The organism is Micromonospora hortensis, assembly GCF_022230935.1.
GTDB lineage: Bacteria > Actinomycetota > Actinomycetes > Mycobacteriales > Micromonosporaceae > Micromonospora > Micromonospora hortensis.
On record NZ_JAKKFE010000001.1, the window covers coordinates 159,055 to 182,553 of the forward strand.

The window sequence follows — 23,499 nt, forward strand, 5'->3', positions numbered from 1 at the left end:
CCACGATTGGCGCTCCGTCGCCGACAAGCCGCGCAATGCCGCTCGAATGCGCAGCCCGACTGCGACACCTACTGGCGTGAATGTCTCGTCATGTTAAGGTCGCCCGAAACTTTCGGATGTTGTATGAGGCCGCGATGACAGAGCACCGCCCGCTCGACCCACCCGCCTCCACCACCATCGCGACCATCGCCAACGATGTCGGCGTCTCGGTCGCGACCGTGTCCAAGGTCCTCAACGGACGCGGCGACGTCGCCCCCGGCACCAGGGCCCGGGTGGAGGCGAGCCTCGACCGCCACCAGTACCAGCGCCGCGCACGGCGACACGCGACAAGCGGCGGCCGAGTGGACCTCGTGTTCCACGAGTTCGACACGGGTTGGGCGATGGAGATCCTGCGGGGCGTCGAGGCGGTGACCTCCGCGGCCGGCATCGGGCTGTCGATCGCCCAACTCGACGGGGCGCACCGCCCGCCGGCACGATGGTTGGAGGCGTTACTCGCCGACCGCCCCCTGGGCGTGGTGTTCGTCCTCTCCCACCTGGCGGAGGCCCAGCAGCAGCACCTGCGCCGGCAGGGCATACCGTTCGTCGTCGTCGACACCGACAGCGCCACCTCGGCGTCCGTGCCGACCGTCGGGTCGAACAACTGGAACGGCGGCCTGCTCGCCGCCCGGCACCTGCTGGAGCTGGGGCACCGCCGGATCGCCATCATCTCCGGGCCACCCGACGTGCTGTGCAGCCGAGCCCGCGCCGCCGGCTTCCAGTCGGCCCACGACGAAGCCGGGATCGTGGTCGACCGCGAGCTGATCCGTTACGGCAGTTTCTCCGCCGGAGCGGGGCACGCCCACGGGCTGCGACTGCTCCAACGGCCGGACCGACCCACGGCGATCTTCGCCGGGTCGGACATCCAGGCCATGGGTGTGCTCCGGGCCGCCCGTCAGTGCGGCCTGCGAGTGCCCGAGGACCTCTCGGTGATCGGGTACGACAACCTGCCGGTCTCCGCCTGGACCGACCCGGCGCTCACCACGATCAACCAGCCGCTGCGCGACATGGCCGGCATCGCCACCCAGATGTTGCTCGACCTGACCAGGGGGAACGAGCCGGCGACCAGCCGGATCGACCTGGTGACCGAGCTTGTCGTCCGGGAGAGCACCGCGCCGCCCGCCCACCCGTACTGACCCCGGCCCCTGCGAGGACCCGTGCCCCACTCCGCCTCCACCGTCGACGACCTCCAGCGGTACGCACCCGAGGTCGCCGAACCCGACGACTTCGACGAGTTCTGGCGGGCCACGCTCGCCGAGGCGGCCGCCGTGCCGGTGCTCGTCGACGTCCGCCCGGAACCCACCGACCTGCGGCTGCTCGACTCCTGGGACGTCACGTTCGCCGGCTTCGGTGGCGACCCGGTCCGCGCCTGGTACACCCGCCCAGCCGGGGTTCGAGAGCCGCTGCCGGCGGTGGTCGAGTACGCCGGCTACGGTCGCGGGCGCGGCCTGCCCCACGAACGGCCGACGTGGGCGGTGGCCGGGTACGCGCACCTGCTGATGGACAACCGGGGCCAGGCGGGGCAGCACGGCGCCGGGGACACCCCCGACCCGCACGGCGCGCCGGGCGGGCCCTGGCCGGTCACCTGGGGAATCCTCGATCCGCGCACCTACCACTACCGCCGCCTGATCACCGATGCGGTGCGGGCGGTCGAGGCGGTCCGCGCCCTACCGGGGGTCGACGATGACCGGGTCACGGTGGTGGGCAACAGCCAGGGCGGCGGCATCGCCCTGGCGGTGGCGGGTCTCGTCGAGGAACTCAGCGCGGTGTTGACCACCGCCCCGTTCCTCTGCGACATGCGCCGGGCCGTCGCGCTCACCGACCTCGCGCCGTACGGCGAGATCGCCCGGTACCTGGCGGTGCACCGGGAGGCCGAGGAGGCGGTGTGGCACACGCTGTCCTATGTCGACGGGGTGAGCTTCGCGCGTCGGGCGACGGCGCCGGCGCACTTCGGGGTCGGCGGACGCGACACCGTCTGCCCGCCGCGAACCGCCTTCGCCGCCTACAACCACTACGGTGCGGCGAACGGAAGGTCGGTCCCGCCCGAGCGGGAGATGCACGTCTACCCGTTCAACGGCCATGAGGGCGGGGAGGCCGTGCACGTGCGGCGTCAGCTGCGCTGGCTGGGCTCGGTGCTCCACGCAGCTCGGGCTTGAGCGCGTCCGACGATCGATGATGCCGCTCGCTGGGGTTGATCTGGCGGTTACCCGACTGTGCTCCAGTCGTGTGGGAGCCGCCTGCAGCGGGCAATATGAGCTGGCAGAGGATCCGCACGACGCCTTCTGATGACAGGTCGGGGTGCGCGCCATGGCTCAGCGGGTAACTGTCCACAGTGACGACGAACTGGCCGGAGTTCCGCGGAGCCCGGATACCGCAGAGCTCATCCGGTGGTATCTCGACGATCACCTGCGGACGTCGTTCGAGATCGGCGACGTCCGGGCCGGACAGGCCGAGACAGCCATCGCCGGCGAGGTCCGTCCACCGACGCCGCCGCCAGCGCCGGTAGATCTGCCGGGAGCGCAGTTGCGTGTGATCGTCCTGTTCGGCGACCCGGACGGCAGCGGGCAGCATCGGCTGGTGGCTCGGCAGGTGGCGGATCGGCTCGGCGCGCTGCGGACGCCGGTCGGTATCGAGGCCTACTACACCCCCCATGGACCCGATCCCGAAAAGGTGGTCGCGCACGTGCGGTCACAAGCTGAGGCGGGCCGGCCCTTTCACCTCATCCACGTCGAGGACGGGGTGCCGATACAGGACGGCATCGGCGCGCTCGGCGTACCGATCGTGGTGCTTCCCGGTGGTCGGTCCGACCCGGCGAGCCGAGAGGCGGTCAGGGCCCAGGCGGTGCGCATCGTCGAGGATGGCGCCAAGGCGGTCATCACCCTTGGTTCGGCACTGCACGCGACGGCCGCGGCGGAGTTCCTCCTGACCGTCTACGACGAACTGCTCAGCGGAGGGCATCTGACGGAGGCGGTCGCCGCAGGCCGCCGTCGTCTCGCTCAGGGAACCCCCGACTCGGTCGTCCGGCGGCGCGCCGACCGGCTGCTGCCTGCGCTCTTCCTCAGCGCCGACCCACGTATTCCCCGGGCACGCACCGATCGCGAGCCCGGTCGCACCGACGAGAAGCTGAACGAGTTGCGAGACGCTCGCGGCAACCGCCCGGGAACATTGCACTCGATGTCCGATCCCGTCGGGTGCGACTCACTGATCGCCGCGACCCAGGCCGCAGCGCGGCAGAAGAGACCGGTGATCCTGCACGGACCATCCGGCTCGGGCAAGAGCGAGGCGGCCCGGGCCTTCGGACGGTGGTGGGTGACCACGGGCCAGACGGCCGGATACGAGCGCGTGCTCTGGCATCCGATCGAGTCCGGGGCACCGACGTTCGCGGCCGCGCACCTCGCCGCCGCGCTCAGCCGCCAGGTCCACGGACGTGACCATCAGCCGCTACGTCCCGGCAACCGCACCGCCTGGGTGGACCGGGTGCTGACCGCGCTGTCCGATCGGCCGATGCTGATCTTCCTGGACGGTCTGGAGATCGCCCACTCGCTGCCCGACCCGGGTTGCACGACCCCGGTCCTCACCGCCGCGGAGGCCGGTGAGTTCGCCGACTTCGTCCGCCGGCTGACGGAGACCGGCAGCACCGTCGTGATCACCAGTCGCACCACCGAGGACTGGATCGTCGACGCCACCCGCATCGAAGCCCGCGGCTTCGGCCAGGCCGAGGCGATGGAGTTCACCGAACGACAACTGTCGGAGGCGACACGGTCCCGGCCGGCGTTTCTCGAGGTGATGCGACGAATCGGCGGCAACCCGTTGAGCCTGCGCCTGGCCGTACCCCTGCTGCAGTCGGGAACGCCGGAGCAGTTCCTCGCCGAATCCGGCCTCGTGACAGCGCTACCCGCCGAGGAACAGACGTCGCTGCCGTGGGTGTTCGCGTACGCCCTGACGAAGTTGAGCCCGCACGCGCGGCGCCAGCTCGTCGTGACCAGCCTGTTTCGGGACTACGCCGACCTCGACGCGCTTGGCCTGGTGTCTCGTCATGGGCACATCCCGGCCCGGATCGCCGATCGTGACGCCGACGTGTGGAAACCGATTCTGGAGGAGGCGAGCCGGGCCGGCCTGTATCGCTACGCCGGCAGCTACCTCTACCTGCTCGACCCCGCGGTCCGCCGCTACCTGGACCTGGCCTGGCGGGTGGAGGCCGCTGAATCGTACGAGGCGGAGCACGGAACGACCTCGCGCTTCCTGTACCACATCTACGCGCAGATCGGACCTATGCTCCTCAAGCACGACCTGGCCGGCGAGGACCCCGAACTCACGTTCTGGATGATCCACTTCCAGCGGCACACCTACGGCACGGTAGTCGGCGGCGCGCTCGCGGACGGCGACTGGGGTATGGCCGCAACCATCTACCAACCGCTGGACGAGCTGGCGGACAGTCGGTGCCTGTACGCGGAGTCCCTGCTGTGGTTCGAGCGTTGCCGCGACGCGCTCGACAGCGACGAAGGATGGCCGCCTCCGCTCGGCGGCAGGGCCGGCACCCTCTGGCACCAGCAGATGATGGCGCAGGCCCGCAAGTGGCTGCGTGCCGGCGACGTCGATCACGCCGAACGGCTCTACCTGCAGGTGCATGACGCCATCGCGGCACGCGACGAGTTCACGAAGAGTCTGCGGGTGCTCGAACACCAACTCGGCCGGGTCGCCGAGACCCGCCAGCGCTGGGACGACGCAGAGCGGTGGTACCGCCGGGCGCTGGTCGGCATGGACGAATCGGAACGCGCCAACACGTACCATCAGCTCGGTTTCGTCGCGGAGAACCAAGGCGATCTCGAGGAGGCGGAACGTCTCTACCGGCAGTCACTCGACATCGTGACCCGGGCAGGGGATCGGGCCGCCCAGACCATCCGACTGCAGTCGCTGGCGATCGTGGCGAGAAAGCGGGACCGTCTCGGTGCGGCCGAGCATTGGCTGCGGCTGGCCCTGGACGCGCATCTGGCCATGGACGACCGCATTGGCACCGCCGCCGTCTATCGCAATCTGGGTGAGGTTCTCGAGGAACGCGGTCGGCTTGAGGACGCTGAGCAGCTCTATCGGCGCTCCGCTGAACTGTTCCTGCACAAGTCCGAGACAACCAGGTACGGCGATGTCTGCCGGCTGCTCGGCCTCGTCACCCAGAGGCGCGGCAAACCCGCCGAGGCGCAGCACTGGCAGACTCAGTTCGTCGAGGTCGCCGAGCAGGTCGGCGATCCCCGCGCAATGGCGGACGGCTACGACAACCTCGGTCAGCTACTCGATCAGCAGGATCGGCCGGACGAGGCCAAGACCTGGTTTCGCAAGATCATCTCTCTAGGCGAGGAGCGAGACTCGGATGGGCTGATCCTCCGTGGACGCCACGCGCTCGGTCGGCTCCATCTGCGCCGCCACGAAGAAGAAGCGGCCGAGCACGTCGTCCGGGAGGGGCTGGTCCAGGCGCAGAGACTGGATCGCGGCGCGCTGGCTGGCACCTACGGTCTGCTCGCTCAGATCGGGATGTCGCGTGGAGACACTGGTCAGGCGCTGGACGACGCGATCAGTGGCGTCGCTCTGTTCGATGACTTTCACAGTGTCCACGGCCGGACCATTCTCGACTCACCGGCGACCTCCCTCATCACCATCGCAAAGGCGGTGGGGTTCGGGGCGCTGGAGGAACGCTGGCAGACGGTAACCGGTACACCTCTGCCCGACGAGATCCGCGAGCAGTTGGCATTCGAAGAGGCGCTCGGCATCGACAGCGGCGCGATGACGCGAAACGCCATCGCAGCCGGAATGACGGATCGCGGGGAACTGTCGGAGTACCTGCACGCGATGACGATGTGGTGGGCGCACCAGGCCGGGCTCGCCCAGGCCGACATGACGGAAGCGCTGGTCACCTTGGGCCGCCTGATGCCGGACCGGGAACAGTTGGTGCCCGAGCCACTGCGGGAGCTGCTGCGAACCATGACCGCCGCCGACCCCGGCGTGGCTGACAGTGACCCAGCGGCCTGGGGCGCCGAGGCGAGACGGCTGATGCTCGATCCCGACACCCGGGCCGATCCGGCCGCCCTCGACCGGCTGATCGGCCTGCTCCGCTCGTACCTCGGCACCCTGTCTGAGGGCTCACGGCACTGGGCCGCCTCACTGACCAACCTCGCCACGCAACTCCAGCACAGATTCCGCCTCAACGGCTCCGCCGCGGACCTGGACGAGGTCATCGAGATCGGCCGGACCGCGGTGGCGGCGTTTGGCGACATGCCGGAACCGCGCGCCGCGGCGCTCTTCAACCTGAGCAACGGCCTCGTCATCCGATACGAGGCCAGTGGCGCGACCGCCGACCTGGACGAGGCCATCGAAGGGCTGCGGATCGCGGCGGACCTGCCGTCGCCGCATCACAACCGCATCCTCTCCACGCTGGCGGTCACTCTTCGGATGCGCTTCGAGCGCACTGGAGCGGCTGGCGACGGGGACGACGCGGTAACCCTGGCACGCCAGGCTCTGAACGGCACGGATCCCAGCGATCCGGAGCTTCTCGGAGCGTTGATGAGCCTGTCGGCGGCGCTGTTGGAACGCTTTCAGCAACGCACCGTACCCGCGGACATCGAGGAGGCCGCGGAGTACGGCCGCCGTGCGGTCACGGCGGCCCAGCCGGGTGGTCGTGACCGCATGAAGGCGCTGAGTAACCTGGGCCGGATCCGCACCCTGCTGTTCGGCATCACTCGCCGTACGGCTGACATCGACGGCGCCGTCGAGGCCACCGGCCAAGCCGTCGACCTCTGCGACGAGGACGACCCGGATCGACCATCGTTGTTGGTGAACCACGTAGGGGCGATGGCCGTCAGGTACACCACCACCGGACGCGACGACGGGTTGGAGGCCGTACTGGACGACGCCCGCCGCTGCGCCGACCGAGCAGTCCCGACCGTCCGCTCCCAGCTACTGAGCGGGGTGGCGATCATCCTCCAGCACCGCTACCGGCTCTCGATGCGTCCCGAGGACGGCGCGGCCGCAGCTCGGGCCGTGCGAGCGGCTGCCGCCGAACCCGAGAAGATGGCGATCATCGACGTGGCGCTGAGCCTCTACCACGGCTCGGCCGAGGACGACGGTGCCGCGGCTCGGCTCATAGCGAGCAGCCGCGCCGAGATCGAGGCTGCGGAGGCCGACGGCACCCAGCCCGGCTCGACCCTTCTCAGCATGCTCGGCGGCGCCCTCCTGATCAGATTCGAGCAGTCGGGCGAGCGAGCCGATCTTGAAGAGGCGATCGCCGTCCTCCGCCGGGCCGTCTCTCAGGCCGAAGCCAGAGCGACGCCGCGCCCATCCTCCGACCTGCGGCGGGTACAACTGGCGTCCGCCCTGCTGCTGCGCTCGGAGGTGGAGGGAAGCCGCGACGACATCGAGGAAGCTGTCACGCTACTGCGGGACGCGGTCACCGGTCTCCCGGCGGAAGGGTCGGACCGGGTGATCGCCATGCTCTCCTATGCGTGGGCGCTGCACGGCCGGTTTCGGTACAGCAGCGACGTGGGCGACCTCGACCTGGCCGCTGCCGTATCCCGTCGGGCGATCGCCTCGACACCCACTGACCATCCCGGGAGCCGGGTCGAGCTTCTCACCGCCCTGGCCGAGATCCTGACCGAGCGGTACAGGTACACGGGCAACGGCAATGACCTCATGCAAGCCGTACAGGTGTCCCGCGAAGTCACCGAGACGCTGCCCGCAGACGACCCGGCCCGCATCGGTCACCTCATCTCCCTGGCCTCCCGGCTGCACACCCAGTACGAGCACGACGCCGATCCGGCTACGCTAGCGGCCGCGATCACGACCGCCACGGAGGTCACGGCGCTGGCGCCACCCGGTGCCGCCGACCACGCGGCGGGGCAGGCCACACTCGCCCGGATCCTGCTGACGGCGAGCGAGCCAGAATTGGGTGGGGACATCGACCTCGCCGTCGACGCGGCACTGCGGGCGGTGAACGCCACCACCGTCGAGGACGTCAACCGCCCACAGTGGCTCGCGGTATTGGCCGAGGCGCTGGTCGGGCGCGCGCTGACCCGATCGTCCGCCGATGACCTGCAGCTCGCCGCGGAAGCACTCATCTCCGCGCTTCACCTGGACCCCGGGAACGCCAGCCTGCGCGCCGACTGGGCGAATCTCTTCGACCTGGGCATGGCTGGTTCGCCCGATCCGGAGACGCCGAAATACGCGATGCGGTACTGGCACGATGCCGCCCTCGCCCCGCGCACACAGCCGGCGCAGCAGGCGCGATCGGCACGCGCGTGGGCGGAACGAGCCGCTGTGGCAGGCGACCTCGGCCAGGTCCGGGAGGCCGTCGAACTGGTCACCGGCCTGCTGCCGCAGCTCGTGGAAGAGGGGCTCAGCGAAGCCGACCGGCTGCGTCACCTGGAAGACCTCCAGGGTCTCGGACCACTCGCGGCCTGGATGGAGCTCGCCGCCGATCCGCCGCGGCTCGAGGCGGCCTGGGAGCGGCTGGAGAACGGCAGGGCGTTCCTCGTCCGTCAGGCGCTCGACGCGCACAACGATCTGACCGGCCTGCGCCATGACCATCCGTCGATCGCCGAAGACGTCGAGCAGCTACGGTGGTTGCTCGCCCAAAGCCACCGCCGGGACCACACCGCCGGACCCGGCGGGTACGAGCCGCGGGAGCTGGCATCGCAATGGCGCGACCTTCTCGACCGGATCCGGGCGCTGCCCGGCCACGAACGGTTCGGGCTGCCGCCCACTGTAGGCGACCTGCGCGCGGTCGTCGGTGAACGCACAGTGGTGGCCATCAACGTCACCCCGTACGGGTGCGCCGCGCTCATTCTGACCGCGGACACGGCCGACCATGTTCCGCTGCCCGAGCTCCGGCAGGATCGACTACGTGAGCAGGCCGACCGGTTCCTCCGAGCGGTCGACCCCGGTCCCGGCCACGAGTACGACGCCGACGGGGTGCGCGCGGTACTCGCGTGGTTGTGGGACACGACGATGGAGCCGGTCCTGCACGCGCTGGGGCACACCACCGCGATCGGCCCGGACGGGGCCTGGCCGCAGATCTGCTGGATGCCCACCGACGTGCTGTCGATGTTGCCGCTGCACGCGGCAGGCCACCATGACGACGACGAGGGGGACCCGGCGCGCCGGATCACCCTGGACCGGGTGGTCTCGTCGTACACGCTGACCGTCCGTTCCCTGGACCAGCGTGGCCGGCCGGCCACGATCGACGGCACGGGCGTGCTCCTCGTCGGCAGCAACGCTCCCGTCGGGGACGGGTACGCGCCGCTGGCCCTCGCCGAAGCCGAGTGTGAAGCGGTGCGACGCATCCTCGGCGCCGTGCCGGAACCGCTGGTGGGCGACCGTGCCAACCCGGCAGCGGTGCTGGCCGCGCTACCCGGGACGACGATCGCGCATTTCGCCTGCCACGCCGTGGCGGACTTCGACGACCCGGCGGCCGGCTATCTGCAACTACACGACGACGTGCTGACCGTGGGACAGCTCATGAGTGCCGACGCGCCTCGGGCTTGGCTTGCTTATCTCTCCGCCTGCACCACCGGGGTCGTCTCGCCGCGGCTGCTCAACGAGCCGGTCCACCTCGCCTCGGCGTTCCAGATCGCGGGTTTCGTACACACCATCGCCACCCTGTGGCCGATCTCCGACGTACTCGCACCGTTCGTGGCCTGGCATCTCTACCGCAACCTGACACGAGGGCTGCCACCCGCGGTAGCCCTGCATCACACGATCCACGCCGTGCGGAAGCGTCATCCCCACAAACCGCAGTTCTGGGCTTCACACATCCACTTCGGACCGTGAGCCGCCACGATGGACGGCCGTGGTCACGGCTCCAGCAGGCTCTGGACCGGGGCACACGCGCGGCAGGGCCAGACTCGTACGGTGCCGTCGTCATGGGTCGAGACGAGCCGCTGGCCGTCCGGGCTGAAGTCGACGGTCTCCACGGAGGCGCCGAATCCGCCGAAGGTCACGGACTGCGCGGCCTCCGACGCGCGCCACAGCCGAGCGGTGCCGTCCTTTCCAGAACTGATGACCCATTGCCCATCCGGGCTGAACGACACGTGCCAGACGGGACCCTCGTGTCCTCGCAACACCATCGGCGCGCTGCCGCTCGTGACGGAATGGATCTGCACGGTGCCGTCGAAGCCGGCACTGACGACCCGTTGTCCGTCCGGGCTGAAGGCCACCGCCCATACCAGTCCCTCGTGACCGGGAAGTAGTAGTGGTTCGGCGGTGCCGGAGGCGTCCCAGATCCGTAGTGTGCCCTCCGCACCAGCGGTGGCGACCTTCCTGCCGTCCGGGCTGAAGGCGGCGTACCGGATCTCTTCGGCGACTCGATGGACCACCGGGGCACCCTGGCCGGTGAGGTCCCAGATTCGCAGGCTCCCGTCGTTGCTGACGCTGGCCAGGCGACGGCCGTCAGGGCTGAAGTCGGCGATCCACGCCTGCTTCTCGTGCCCGCGAAGCACCACAGGATCGTGTCTGCCGGCGATGTCCCAGACTCGTACGCTGCCGTCGCGGCCGCCCGTGGCCACACTCGTCCCGTCCGGACTCACGGTGAGACCGTAGACGTCGCCGTCGTGCCGGCCGAGCACCCGAGGCTCGGCCGGTGTGGCCAGGTTCCAGACCTGTACCGTGCCGTCCTCGCCGCCACTGACCACCCGCTGCCCGTCCGGGGTGAACGCGGCGGACCAGGTGGCCTTCTCGTGGCCCCGCAGGATCAGACGATCGCTGCCCGCGTCCCAGATCCGTAGCGTGCCGTCATCGGCCGCGCTCACCAGCCGGGATCCGTCCGGGCTGAACGCCAACGCCCAGACCCGGTTGGTGTGGCCGCGCAGCACCAACGGGTCACCGGCGCCGTTGGCGTTCCAGATCCGTACGGTCAGATCGTCACTGGTGGTCGCGATCCACTGCTCGTCCGGACTCAGCGCGAGCCCTTCCACGGTGCCCTCGTGCCCACGCAACACCACCGGGGCCGCCGACCCGGTCAGCGGCCACACCCAGGCCGTACCGTCGGTGCTGGAGCAGGCCAGGCGGGTGCCGTCCTGGCTGAACACCATCGTCCTGGTGGCCTCCCGTGGCCCGGTGAGGATCCTTCTGGTGGATCGCGCGGCCAGATCCCAGAGCCGTACCGTCGTATCGTGGCTGCTGCTGGCCAACCGGCGCCCGTCGGGGCTGAAGGCCACACCGACAGCGACCTTCGTGTGCCCACGCAGCACCACCGGTCGGCCGCCACCGTGAGCATCCCAGACCCGAACTGTGGTGTCCTCGCCAGCGCTCGCGACCGACCGTCCGTCGGGGCTGAAGGCCACTCCCCAGACCGGGCCCTCGTGCCCGCGGAGGACGACGGGCCCAGCGCCTCCATCGACCCGCCAGATCCGGACGGTGCCGTCCGAGCCGGCGGTGACCAGTCGCTTCCCGTCCGGGCTGAACATCGGGCTCCAGACCTGTCCCTCGGGTCCGCCGGTGAGAGCCAGACCTGGTCCAGAGACGCCGTGCCCGGCCCAGGTCCACACCCGCACCTCGCCGTCCGCCCCGGTGGCGGCCACCCGCCTCCCGTCCGGACTGAACGCCACGCCCAATGCCTTCTTGCTGCTCATCGGCACAATCGCCTGCAGTCGGTCATCGACGGCGGCCTGGCGGAGCACCATCTCCGCACCGACGGTTGGGCGTGTGGTCAGAGCGCGTCGGGCGAGGCGCTGCGCCTGCTGCGGATCGATCCGCAGTTGGTTGTTGGCCTCGACCGTCAGCTGCCGGGAAACAGCGAGGTCTCGTTCGGCCGCCGCCCGGTCCGCTTGCACGAGCGCCACTGCCGCGAGGACGCTCACCACGACAACGGTTGCCGCGAGCCCGGTCAACGCCACGCTGGTCCGGCGCCGTCGGGCTGCCCGGCGCCGGCTCTCTCGCGCACGGCTGGTCTCCAGAAAGTCCCGTTCCAGGTCACTGAGGTCCAGCACCTGGTGTGTTGCCCAGAGCGCCAACTGGACCCCCCGATACAGGAATCCGTCCACGCGGTCGTGCCGATCCCACTCGGCGGCAGCCTCCGTCAGCCTGCGGTGCGCGCGCAGCAGCTCCCGATCTTCGGTCAGCCAGCGACGCAGCCGGGGCCATTCCTGGATCAGGGCCTCATGGGCCACCATGACGCCCTTCTCGTCCGCCGTCACCAGCCGCGCGGCTGTCAACCTGCCCAGCACCTCGGCCGCGGCCAATGGGTCTGCCCCGCCCACCAACTCGGCCAGGGGTGCCCGGCGTCGGGTGTCCTCGGTGCCGTCACCGAGGGCGGTCAGGCGCAGGAAGATGTCGCGTGCCAGCCCTCGCTGCCCCTCATCGAACTGCGCGTACACCCCTTCGGCGGTGCGGGTGATGGCGCCGTTCACACCCCCCGACTCGCGGTAGTGGGCCAGTGTGATCCGCTTGCCCTGCCGCAGGCGCGACGTCTCCAACAGCGCGTGGGACAGCAGCGGCAGCGCACTCGTCTGGCCGCCAACGTCTGCCACGGCCATCTCCACCAACGCCGGGTCCACCAGCAACCCGGCGCGCTCGGCAGGGCCGGTGATCGTCCGACGCAGATCCTTCTCGTCCATCGGGCCGATCAGCAGCTGGTGCTCGTGGAGAGCGGCCACCAGGGCCGGGTAGGCGGCACACCGACCATAGAAGTCGGCTCGCACTCCCAGCACCACGCGGACCCTGGGGACCTCCGCCGCGGCGAGCAGCGCGGCAACGAACCCCGACCGCTCCCCCTCGTCGCGACAGAGCGTGAAGAGCTCCTCGAACTGGTCCACCACGATGAGCATGGTCGCTCCCGATGGACGGGCATCAAGAATCTGCTCAATCGTCGCGCGAATGCTGGCGGGCTCATCGACCAGGTGACGCTGGGCCGTGTCACGAGCCAGGTCCGGTTCACTGACGAGCTGGAACGCGAGTTCTTCGATGGGATGTTCGCCCGGCGTCATCAGCACCGTGGCCCAGGCCGGCTGACCCTTGGCGGGATTGTCGACCACTGCCGCTATCAGACCCGCGCGGAGCAGGGATGACTTTCCCGCACCGGACGGGGCGAAAACCGCGACGAACCGGAGGCGGGTGAGCATTTCCCGGAGCTGAGCCACCAGGCGCTCACGTCCGAAGAACCATTCCGAGTCTTCCGGCTGGAACGCCGCCATACCCCAATACGGCCCGCGGCTGCCCCCCACCGTCTCGGCGGACGTCATGCTTGCGATCAGACTGTGCCACCGTTGGGTCCATTCGGCCGGATCGCCCTCACAGGCGGCCACGTACGCCAGTGTCACCTGAAGGCTTGGCACGGTCTCGCCGCTGGCCGCCTTCGCCAGGGTGGTCACCGAGAAGTGCGCGCGTCGGGCCAGTTGACGGTAGGTCGGCGAACCTGCCTTCGTCCGCAGTTGGCGCAGGTCGAGCGCGAACCGCTCCAACTCGCCTGCCTCCGGGTCGAGCGGCCGCTCAGGTCTTCCCACCTTGTCCCCCGTCACAGAGTTGTTTGTCAGCCTGGCGACATGATTGGCAAACAATCCATCAGGGACTATATCTAGTTCCGTGGAAGCCGATCGGCGACTGTCGGGTAGCGGCCACAGCGCAACTAGGCGCGCGGCCACGTTCGATGATCCGACGCGATCGACGACACGGAGGACGACCGGGAGGGGGTGTGTGATGCACACCAGAAACGGCATCGGCGTTGTTACCCGCAGCACCGATCGTCGTCCTGGAATCGGGGGGTGTCACGCAATCCCGGATAGGCGAGGGGGATTTTATTCGATTACGATTTCCCTATCACTCTGGCGACCAGCTCGAGGAACAAGACCAGTTCGTTTCCGCCTCGACCGCTAGGGCGGTGCGGTGACGGGGCGGCGACGGGATCCGTCGCCGCCCTGTCAGCACCCGGAAGGGTCACTGCTCCACGGCGCGGTAGAGCCGGCTCACGGTCTCGGCCACGCAGACGGGCTTGCCGCCGCTGTCGCTCTCCACCGTGACCGTCACGACCAACTGCACACCGCCGCTGACCGGCGACACGTCGGCGATGGTGGCGGTGGCGCGTACGGCGGCGCCGACCCGCAGCGGCGCGGGGAAGCGCACCCGGTTCAGCCCGTAGTTGACGCCCATCGCCACCCCCTCGACCCGGTAGAGCCCGCCGGCCAACGCCGGCAACAGCGACAGGGTGAGGTACCCGTGGGCGATCGTCCCGCCGAACGGCCCCGCCGCGGCTCGGACCGGGTCGAGATGGATCCACTGGTGGTCGTCGGTGGCGTCGGCGAAGAGGTCGACGCGGCTCTGCTCGATGCGCTGCCACGGACCGGGCCCGAGGCTCTCGCCGGTCGCGGCGGCCAACTCCTCGAACGAGGTGAAGACTCTCATGCCGGATCTCCCTACAGCTAGAAGGCGTTGACGCCGGTGAGCGCGCGGCCGATGAGGAGTTGTTGAATCTGGCTGGTGCCCTCGTAGAGGGTGGCCACCCGGGCATCGCGTAGGTACTTGCCGACCGGATACTCGTCGATGTAGCCGTACCCACCGAAGACCTGGACCGCGTTGTTGGCCGCGCGGACGGCGGCCTCACTGGCGAAGAGCTTGGCCATCGACGCCTCGGTGGCGAACGGCTGGTCGCGGTCGATCAGATCGGCCACCTGCCACACCAGTAAGCGGGCGGCGGCGGTGTCCACAGCGATGGCGGCGAGCAGTTGTTGGACGAGCTGGTGCCCGGCGATCGGTTTGCCGAACTGGGTGCGCTGCCCGGCGTAACCGACCGCCGCGTCGAGGCAGCCCTGGGCGATGCCGACGCATCCGGCGGCCACCGACATCCGACCCTTGGCGAGGGTGGCCAGGGCCAGCCGGAATCCGGCGCCCTCGGCCCCGAGGCGGGCCGCGTCGGGCACGCGCACCTCGTCGAAGCCCAGCTCGCCGGTGGCCTGACCGCGCAGGCCGAGCTTGCCGTGGATCTCCCGCCGGGTCAGCCCCGGGCTGTCGGTGGGCACCAGGAACGCGCTGATTCCTCGGTGCCCGGGGCCGCCGGTGCGGGCGAAGACCAGCGCGACGTCGGCGGTGGTGCCGTTGGTGATGAACGTCTTCGTGCCGGTGAGCAGCCAGTCGGTGCCGTCGCGGACCGCACGGGTGCGCAGGGCGGCCGCGTCCGAGCCGCTGTCCGGCTCGGTCAGCGCGAAGCAGCCGAGTGCGCTGCCGGCGCAGAGCCTCGGTAGCCACTCGGCGCGCTGTTCCGCGCTCCCGTGCGCGGCGATCGACTTCGCGACCAGGCCGAGGGAGACCGAGACGATGCCGCGCACCGCCGAGTCGCCCCGGCCCAGTTCCTCAAGGACCAGGCAGTACGCGAGGTGGTCGCCGCCGGAGCCGCCGTCGGTCTCGGCGATGGTCAGCCCCAGGAAGCCCAGGTCACCGAGCATGCCGACGATGGCGGGGTCGACTGATTCGCGGCGATCCCAAACGGCCGCGTGCGGCAGCAGCTCGCGGTCGGCGAACTCGGCGGCCAGCTGGCGGACCGCCGCCTGCTCGGCGGAGAGGGTGAGGTCCATGACGCTCAAACTAGCGGTGATAGTTAAACGCGTCCAGACCGGACGTTCACCGGTCGGAGGCCAGACCGACGTGCCGCTCGGCGGTGAACGCGCGGGCCAGCTCGGTCCGCGAACGGATGCCCAGCCGGTGGAACACGTTGCGCAGGTGGTGGTCGACAGTGCGGGTGGAGAGGAACATCCGGGCGGCGATCTCCCGGTTGGTGGCGCCCTCGGCGACCAGCTCGGCGATCCGCAGTTGCTGGCCTGTCAACAACCGCGCCGCGGGCAGGTCCGGCGGACCGATCGACTCCCCGGCCGCCCGCAGCTCCGTGGTGGCCTGCTCGGCCCAGCACTCCACCCCGAGCAAACTGAACATCTCGCGGGCCTGGTGCAGGTGCGTGCGCGCGTCGCGAGGGCGTCGACTGCGGCGCAGCTCCTGGCCGAAGAGCAGTTCGGTGCGGGCCCGCTCGAACGTGCCGGCCTCGGTCGGGTGCAGGCGCAGCGCCGCCTGGAAGTCCCGCTCCGCCTCGGCACCGCCCCGGGGGGCGAGCAGTGCGTGACACCGCGCGGACAGGGCCCGGCGCAACGGGCTCGCGGTGCTGCTGGCCCACCTGTCGAACGCGGCGAGCGCGGCCGTCGCCGCCGGCCGGTGCGCCAGGTGCGCCGCCGCCTCCACCAGGTACGGGGTCGCCATCACCTGCACGAGGACCTGCCCCCGACGCGTGCCGAGCCGAGCCAGCGACGCCAACCGCTCCGCGGCCTCGGCGTGCCGACCGTCGACCAAATCGAGCACCGCCAGGGCCCACGCGGCGAGCGCGTGCGGGCGGCTGCCCGGCGTCGGAGACTCGCCGATCTCGCGGATCCGCCGCAGGCTGGTCTCCCGATCGGCCCGGATCGCGGCGAGGACGGCGAGCATGCCCAGGTGGACGTTGGCGCAGTTGACCTGCCCGGTCGCCCGGGCGACGCGCAGCCCGTCGCGGGAGGTCTCCGCCGCCGCCTCGTGTCGGCCCAGCCAGTACTCGGCGACCGCCCGCAGCTCCAACGCCCGCGACAGCATGGACAGCTCACCCCGTTCCCGGGCCAGCTCGACGGCACGCTCGGCGAGCCGGTGAGCCGCGCCGTCCACGGCCACCAGCAGTCCGGCCGCCGCGGCGCAGCTGAGCGCGGTGGGGGTCAACGCCCAACCGGTCAGCCGGTCGCCCAGCACCACGGCGCGGCGCAGCGCGGGCCCGGCTCGCTCGTGGTCGCCCCGCAGGGTCGCCGCCACCCCGGCGATCAGGCACCCCATGACCTCCAGGGCCGGCGGGTCGTCCGGGCGCCGCAACGGCAGTGCCCGCCGGCCGACCTCGGCGTACCGGTACTGCTCGCCGGTGAAGCAGACCGCCTCGCCGGCCCGCACCAGCCCGGTCAACGCCAGGGCGCGGTCGGTGCCGTCCACCGCCGCGGCGGAGGCCAGCAGAGTGGCAGACGCACTCGACGCGGTGCCGCAGCGCAGCTCCAGCTCGCCGCGGAGCAGGTCGGCACGGCCTCGGACGACCGGGTCGACGCAGACCGCGCGCAGGCGGTCGAGCAGCAGCCGGGCCTCGTCGGGTTGCCCCCCGGCCCAGGCGTACCGGGCGGCGGCCAGCAGACGGGCTGCGGTCAGCCTCGGCCGGTCGCTCAGTTCGGCCGCCCACCGCAGGGCCACCGAGGCGGCGGCCCAGCCGTCGGATCCGCCGACCGCCGCCTGTTCCAGCTCGGCGGCGAGGACCGGATCGGAACCCGCCGTCGCGGCGGCGAGGTGCATCGCCCGGCGCAGCCGCTGCCCGTCCGCGACCAGCACCTCGGCGAGCAGTCGGTGCGCCGCGCGGCGCTCCGCGAGCGGCGCGCTGGCCGCGATCATCGTGCGCACCAGCGGCTGCGGAAAGGTGACGCCTCGTTGCTCGACGCGCACCAGGCCGGCGACCTCCGCCGGGGCGAGCGCCTCGACCTCGGCGCCGGCAGCCGCCGCGGCCCGGATCAGGGTGCCCGGCTCGCCGTCCTCGTCGAGCGCGGCGAGCAACAGCACCCGTCGGGTTTCCGGGGGCAGCCGGTCCAGCCGGGCTCGGTACGCGCGACCCAGCGCTCCGTCCGCCGGTGGCGCTGCCGGCAGCGACTCCTCACCCCGCCACTGCCCCGCGGTGAGCACATCGGCGAGGTCGACCAGGGCCTGCGGATTGCCGCCGCCGATAGTGGCCAACGCGGTCAGGGCCGACGCGGCTGGCCGGTCGGGGAGCCGGTCGACGCCCTCGCGCCCGGACAGCCGATCGAGTCGATCGGTGAGGACGGCGCGGCTCTCGTGCTCGGTCAGCGCGCGCAGCCGGTGTGCCGGTATCCCGTCGAGGTTGGCGGTGACGTCCGCGCTGAGCAGGACGGCGAGCGGCAGGTGCCGCAGTCGGCGGGCCACGAACGCCAGCACCTGCGCGGTCTGCGGGTCACCTCGGTCGATGTCGTCCATGGTGGCGAGCAACGGCCGGTCCCGGGCGGCGGCGGCGAGCAGCCCGAGCACCGCCATCGACAGGGTCAACTGCCGGTCGGCCGGGCAGCTCTCCCCGGCCAGTGCGCGCCGCAGCAGTTGGCGCTGCTCGCCGGGGAGCCCGGCGGCCCGGTCGAGCACCGGGTCGACCAGGCGTTGCAGGCCGGCGTACGGCAGGGCGGCCTCCTCGGCGAGCCCGCTGCCGGCCAGCACCGTGCAGTCACCCTCGGCGTGCCGATGGGCGTAGCCGAGAACTGCCGTACGGCCCGATCCGGGCTCTCCGCGCAACAGCAGGGCACCGCCGGCGTTGGTCATGCCGTCGAGCAGGCTCCGGACAGCCCGGCACTCGTCGTCCCGGCCACGCAGCACGGTTAGTTGCACTCTTGATGCAGTAACCATGCCTGCCAGTGTTACCCATCGGAAACCGAATGGAAAGAGGGGTCGATATCGGGCCGGGCCGGAATCAGTCGGGCGCGACCTCGGCCAGCAGGGCGCCCACGGTCCGGGCCATCACCGCGCGGGCCTGGTCCACGCCGAGACCGAGCCCGTAGCGCAGCATCGACCAGGCCTGCCAGGTGCTCGCCGCCACCAGGGCGTTGAGCAACTGCTCCCGTCCCGCCCCGGCCTCGGCCAGCTCGACGGCGAAGAGCTCCTCGACCTCGTCGCGGACCCGTTCGATGTGCTTGAGACGGTTGCGGTGCAGCTGTTCGGAGACCGGCTCACGCATCTGGGCGGCCCGCGCCGACGACGCGATGAGCTGGAGCAGTCGAGCCCGCTGCCGGCAGTACGCGTCGACCCGCTTCGCCAACGGCAGGCCCGGTGAGATCGGCCGGTAGGCGGCGTCCTGCTGGCGGAGCACCTCCGCGCCGCTGGCCTCGAAGAGCGTCTCCATGTCCTTGAAGTTGGTCCAGAGGGTGCGCAGCGAGATGCCCGCCCGCTCGGCGATGCGCTCCCCGGTCGGACGCAGGTCGCCCTCGGAGATGAGCGCGAGGTGCGCCTCGACGATGGCCGCGCGGGTGCGCTCGGCGCGGGCGGTGCGCCCGTCGACCCGGCCCGCCACATCGACTGCGTCCATCCGCCCTCGCCCCCTCACCGCCACGGCGTCCCCCGACGCACCGCCGAGTCTAGACAGCCGTTGATCAGCGGCTCCGGACGCTCCGCCGACGCCGTCATCCGACCCTGCCGGTCAGCGAGACGCCGCCGTCGCAGACGATGGTCTGCCCGGTGATCCAACTGGCGTCGTCGGAGGCCAGGAAGGCGACAGCGCCCGCCACGTCCGACGGCAGACCGAGGCGTCCGAGCGGGTATCGTGCGGCGACCTCGGCCTCCCGCCCGTCGTAGAGGGCGGCGGCGAAGCGGGTCTTCACCACGCCGGGGGCGACCGCGTTGACCCGGACCGTCGGCCCCAGTTCCACGGCGAGGCTGGCGGTGAGGTGGTTGAGCGCGGCCTTGCTGACCCCGTAGCAGGCGATTCCGGGCGACGGGCCGAGCCCGGCGATCGACGAGACGTTGACGACGCAGCCGCCTCGCTGGCTCATGCCGGCGGCGCAGACCTCCTGCACCCAGCCGAGCGCCGCGACAACGTTCACGTCGAGGATCTTGCGGGCCGCGGCCAGGTCCAGCTCGACCAGCGGGCCGTGCACCGGGTTGATGCCGGTGTTGTTGACCAGCAGATCCACCGGCCCGAACGCCGCGCCGACCTGACTCACCGCGGCGGCCCGATGCTCGGGATCGTCGGCCCGGCCCGGCACCGCGAGGGCGTGTGCCGGACCGCCCAGGGTGGCGACCGCCTCGGCCAGCCCTTCGGGGCGGCGGGCGGTCACGCCCACCCGCGCGCCTTCGGCGACGAGGCGTTGGGCGATGGCCAGACCGATCCCGCGACTGGCGCCGGTGACGATGGCGACCCGGTCCGCGAGTCGGCCCGAATATGCATTCACGGTGCAGATAGTAAGAGCGTCTATCGGTATCGGTCAACGCCTGCGGCGATCGAGCGGCAGACCGCTCCGGCAGCACGCGCGCAGCAGTCCGACCGGGCGTGGTCAGGGGGAACCACGCCCGGTCGGACGTCGGGGCTGCGGGGCCTCAGGAGACGGTCGGCACCCCGTTCGCCGGTGGCGCGGCCGGGGTGGCGGTGTACTCGTTGACCGCCCCATCCGCCTCGTCGGTCTCGTACGCCGGCCCGAAGTAGCTCTGCACTCCCCCACTCACCCGGCTCAACCGCTGGCCGCCGTACCCGGAGTGGTCAGTGGCGGAGAAGCGCAGCGGCACCAGCCCGGGGCCCTGGAAGCCGCCCTTCTGCACGGCCTCCAGCACCTTCTCCCGGGTGAGGTCCTTGCCGGCGGCGAGCAGTGTCTGCACGAAGAGGTAGCCGACCGACATGCCGTAGACGGTGTTGCCGTCGAACGGCGCGTCCCCGTTGTGCTCCTTGTTGACCTTGGTGAAGAGCTGGACCCACGGGTTCGCCGTGTCGTTCTGCATCGGCAGGTAGTTGGTGCCGACCATTCCCTCCAGCAGCGGCGCCGCGGCGCCGAGTTGCTTGGCCAGGGTCGGGTGGTCGGCGCCGACGTTGGAGACCAGCCACTGCGGCTTGAAGCCCAGCCGGGCCGCCGTGCCGACGGACAGCGCGGTGAAGCCGGGCACTGTGGCGAGCACGACGACCTGGCACCCGGCCGCCTTGAACGCGCCGATCTGCGGCGCCACGTTGGTGTTGCTGGTGACGTACGTCTGCTTGACCGCCACGGCGCCGGCGCCGAGCACCTTCTCCACGCCGGCCAGGCTGTCCCGGCCGAAGTCGTCGTCCTGACCGAGGAAACAGACCTTCTGCCCGGCCAGGTTCGTCTTCGCGTAGTTGGCGAGGATCTTGCCCTCGACCGTGTAGTCCGGGTTGAACCCGAACGTGCCCGGATACTTGTCCGGCTGGTCCCAGCTGCGGCTGCCGGAGGCGACGAAGAGGTCGGGCACCCGGTTGCTCTTGAGGAAGTCGAGCACACCGGTGTGCGTCGGCGTGCCCAGACCATTGAGGACGGCGAAGACCTTGTCCTGGAGGACGAGCTGACGGACCACCTGCTGGGTGTTCGCCGGGTTGTAGCCGTCGTCCATGATCTTGTAGGTGATCGTGCGGCCGTGCACTCCGCCGTTGGCGTTGACGTAGTCGAAGTACGCCTTCGTCGCCGGGGCGATCTTCGAGTAGCCGGCCGAGGCCGGGCCGGTCAGCGGCATGTGGGTGCCGACGACGATCTCGGTGTCGGTGACGCCCGGCACCGACGCACCGCCGGAGCCGGGGCCGTCGTCGCCGCTACAGCCGGCTGCGGTGATGAGCAGGGCAAGGGTGCTGGCGATCGCGAGGCCGCGATGCGCTTTACGGTGCATGGGAAACACCGACCTTTCTCGGTCCGGTTTTCTGTGGGGAACGGTGTGGTGGTGGGGCGCCCGGCCGAGGCCGGACCGAGGACAGCTCAGGAACGCCGGGTCGGCCGCCTGGCCAGCAACGCCCGGCCGAGACGCGACAGCAGACCCTGCACACCGCCGGGGGCGGCGATCATGACGACGATCAGGGTGAGACCGAAGATCGCCAGGGGGAGGTTGCCCTCCAGCCGCTGCGCCACAGCGGGCGAGAGCGTGAGCATCTCGGTCACCGAGTGGGTCAGATCGGGCAGGGCGACCAGCAGGACGGCCCCCCACAGCGCACCGGTCAGTCGACCCAGGCCACCGATCACCACGGCCATCAGCAGGAACAGCGACAGGGTCAGCGAGAACGCGCCGGGTGAGACGCTTTGCGCGAGCACCGCCAGCAGCGCACCGCCGAGCCCGGCGGTGGCGGCGCTGACCACGAACGCGAGGACCTGGGTGCGGGCCACGTGGATGCCGGCCAGGCGGGCCGCCACCTCGTCGTCGCGGACCGCCCGGAAGGTACGCCCGTACCGGCTGCGGATCAGGTTCGCCAACAGCAGCAACGCGAGCAGGGTGGCCGCGCCGGTGACCCAGAGCTGCCACCGCTCGTACGGGAAGTACGGGCCGAGCGACAGCGGTGGCGGCTCCACCGGCACCGACAGCCCCTGCTCTCCGTTGAACACGCCGTCGAAGGTGACCGCCAGCGCCGGCACCACCACTGCCACCGCGAGGGTGACCCCGGCCAGATAAGGGCCGCGCAGCCGGGCCGCCGCCACACCGACCACCGCGCCGACCGCGACGGCGCTGACGATCGCCGCAGCCAACGACAGCGGCAACAGCCAGCCGCCGGTCATCCCCCGGTCGGCGAACGCGGTCTGGCACAGCGCCACCGTGTACGCCCCGGTGGCCATCAGCGCGCCGTGTCCGAGCGACAGTTGACCGTTGAGCCCGGTGAGGACGGTCAGCCCGGCGGTCGCGCAGAGGTAGGCCGCCACCGTGGCGAGCTGGAAGTTGCGGAACGGCTCGACGGAGTAGCTGACCGCCACCAGCAGCAGCCCGGCGGCCGCCACCACGGCGAGGTGGCGCAGCAGTGTGGAGCCGCGTCGGCTGTCGACCGGTCGGCCGCCCGGGTCGTCGAGCTGCTCCCTCGGCGGCACTGCCGCCCTCGTGGCGCTCACACCCGCCTCGCCGCGACCGGGGCGAACAGCCCACCGGGCCGGACCAGCAGCACCGCCAGCAGCAGGACCAGCACCGCGAGCGGGGTGAGGTCACTGCCGGCGTAGCCGCTCACGTAGGAGAGCAGCAACCCCACCACCAGCCCACCGACCACCGCCCCCGGTGGACTGTCCAGCCCGCCGACCACCGCCGCGGTGAACGCCGAGACGAACACCAGGTCCATCGCGTGCGGGTGCAGGCCCAGCTCGGTCGGTAGGACCAGCATGGCGGCCAACGCGCCCACCCCGGAGGCGAGCGCCCAGCCGAGGGTCAGCATCCCACCGACGTTGACCCCGAGCAGCCGGGAGACCTCCGGGGCGAAGGCCGCCGCGCGCATCCGCAACCCCACCGGGGTACGCGCGAACATCCAGGCCAGGCCACTGACCACCACGCCGATCGTGGCGAAGACGAACAGGTCGTACGGGGACAGCACGGCGACCCCGCCCACGGTGAGGGCGGACCGGCTGAACGGGGCCTCGGCGGGGCGGAACTCGCTGCCGTACACCATGCCGAGCACGGCCTGGATCAGCAGCACCAGCCCGAGCGCGACGATCACCGGGTTGAGCGGTGAGGCGTGGTCGACGTGCCGCATCACCACCCGGTCCACCAGCGCACCGAGCAGCAGGCCGGCGACGATCGCGACCACGAAGCCCAGCCAGTAGGAACCGGTAGCGGTGCTGACCGTGTAGGCGACGTACGCGGCGGCGACGGCCATCGCCCCCTGGGCGAAGTTGACGACCCGCGCCGCCCGCCAGATGAGCACCAGGGCCAGCGCGAACGCGGCGTACACCGCGCCCCGGGACAGGCCGTCGACGGTGAGGAAGACGAAGCGGTCCAACAGTC

At 71.2% G+C, this 23,499-nt stretch carries 12 protein-coding genes; 3 read left to right on the forward strand and 9 right to left on the reverse strand.

Features of this window, described 5'->3' with window-relative positions; genetic code table 11:
* Nucleotides 1-134: 134 nt before the first annotated feature.
* The 3 genes from NIE111_RS00700 (at nucleotide 135) to NIE111_RS00710 (ending at nucleotide 9,849) form a co-directional block, all read left to right on the forward strand.
* Entirely contained in the window at nucleotides 135-1,172 is a 1,038-nt protein-coding gene (locus NIE111_RS00700) for a LacI family DNA-binding transcriptional regulator (protein ID WP_238682529.1), read from the forward strand.
* Between the two features lie 21 nt (nucleotides 1,173-1,193).
* Nucleotides 1,194-2,192 (forward strand): acetylxylan esterase, encoded by a 999-nt coding sequence (locus NIE111_RS00705; RefSeq protein WP_238682530.1) that lies wholly within the window; start codon nucleotides 1,194-1,196, stop codon nucleotides 2,190-2,192.
* Nucleotides 2,193-2,343: 151 nt separating this feature from the next.
* The gene (locus NIE111_RS00710) at nucleotides 2,344-9,849 is read left to right on the forward strand and encodes a CHAT domain-containing protein (RefSeq protein ID WP_238682531.1); all 7,506 of its coding nucleotides are present in this window, start codon (nucleotides 2,344-2,346) and stop codon (nucleotides 9,847-9,849) included.
* A 23-nt stretch (nucleotides 9,850-9,872) separates the two neighbouring features.
* Here the strand turns inward: NIE111_RS00710 and NIE111_RS32190 are convergent, their stop codons facing one another.
* The 9 genes from NIE111_RS32190 to NIE111_RS00755 all read right to left on the reverse strand — a co-directional run bounded on the left by NIE111_RS32190 (nucleotide 9,873) and on the right by NIE111_RS00755 (nucleotide 23,494).
* Nucleotides 9,873-13,655: an nSTAND1 domain-containing NTPase gene (locus NIE111_RS32190; protein ID WP_238682532.1), complete on the reverse strand. Its 3,783-nt coding sequence runs from the start codon at nucleotides 13,653-13,655 to the stop codon at nucleotides 9,873-9,875.
* Between the two features lie 292 nt (nucleotides 13,656-13,947).
* Complete coding sequence (locus tag NIE111_RS00720) at nucleotides 13,948-14,412, reverse strand: MaoC family dehydratase (protein WP_238682533.1); 465 nt, start codon at nucleotides 14,410-14,412, stop codon at nucleotides 13,948-13,950.
* 17 nt (nucleotides 14,413-14,429) lie between these two features.
* A complete protein-coding gene (locus tag NIE111_RS00725; RefSeq protein ID WP_238682534.1) occupies nucleotides 14,430-15,578 on the reverse strand; it encodes an acyl-CoA dehydrogenase family protein in 1,149 nt (382 codons plus the stop codon).
* A 46-nt stretch (nucleotides 15,579-15,624) separates the two neighbouring features.
* Nucleotides 15,625-18,450, reverse strand: coding sequence for a helix-turn-helix transcriptional regulator (locus tag NIE111_RS00730; RefSeq protein ID WP_238682535.1), 2,826 nt, complete (start codon nucleotides 18,448-18,450; stop codon nucleotides 15,625-15,627).
* Nucleotides 18,451-18,514: 64 nt separating this feature from the next.
* A complete protein-coding gene (locus NIE111_RS00735) occupies nucleotides 18,515-19,126 on the reverse strand; it encodes a TetR/AcrR family transcriptional regulator (protein WP_238682536.1) in 612 nt (203 codons plus the stop codon).
* Nucleotides 19,127-19,220: 94 nt separating this feature from the next.
* Complete coding sequence (locus NIE111_RS00740; protein ID WP_238682537.1) at nucleotides 19,221-19,988, reverse strand: SDR family oxidoreductase; 768 nt, start codon at nucleotides 19,986-19,988, stop codon at nucleotides 19,221-19,223.
* Between the two features lie 145 nt (nucleotides 19,989-20,133).
* Nucleotides 20,134-21,420 (reverse strand): ABC transporter substrate-binding protein, encoded by a 1,287-nt coding sequence (locus NIE111_RS00745; RefSeq protein WP_238682538.1) that lies wholly within the window; start codon nucleotides 21,418-21,420, stop codon nucleotides 20,134-20,136.
* A gap of 86 nt (nucleotides 21,421-21,506) precedes the next feature.
* Nucleotides 21,507-22,619 carry a branched-chain amino acid ABC transporter permease gene (locus tag NIE111_RS00750; protein WP_238682539.1) on the reverse strand — a complete coding sequence of 371 codons (1,113 nt, stop codon included), beginning with the start codon at nucleotides 22,617-22,619 and terminating at the stop codon, nucleotides 21,507-21,509.
* The gene (locus NIE111_RS00755) at nucleotides 22,616-23,494 is read right to left on the reverse strand and encodes a branched-chain amino acid ABC transporter permease (protein WP_091399163.1); all 879 of its coding nucleotides are present in this window, start codon (nucleotides 23,492-23,494) and stop codon (nucleotides 22,616-22,618) included. Before NIE111_RS00755 ends, NIE111_RS00750 begins: the two co-directional genes overlap by 4 nt.
* Between the last annotated feature and the right edge of the window lie 5 nt (nucleotides 23,495-23,499).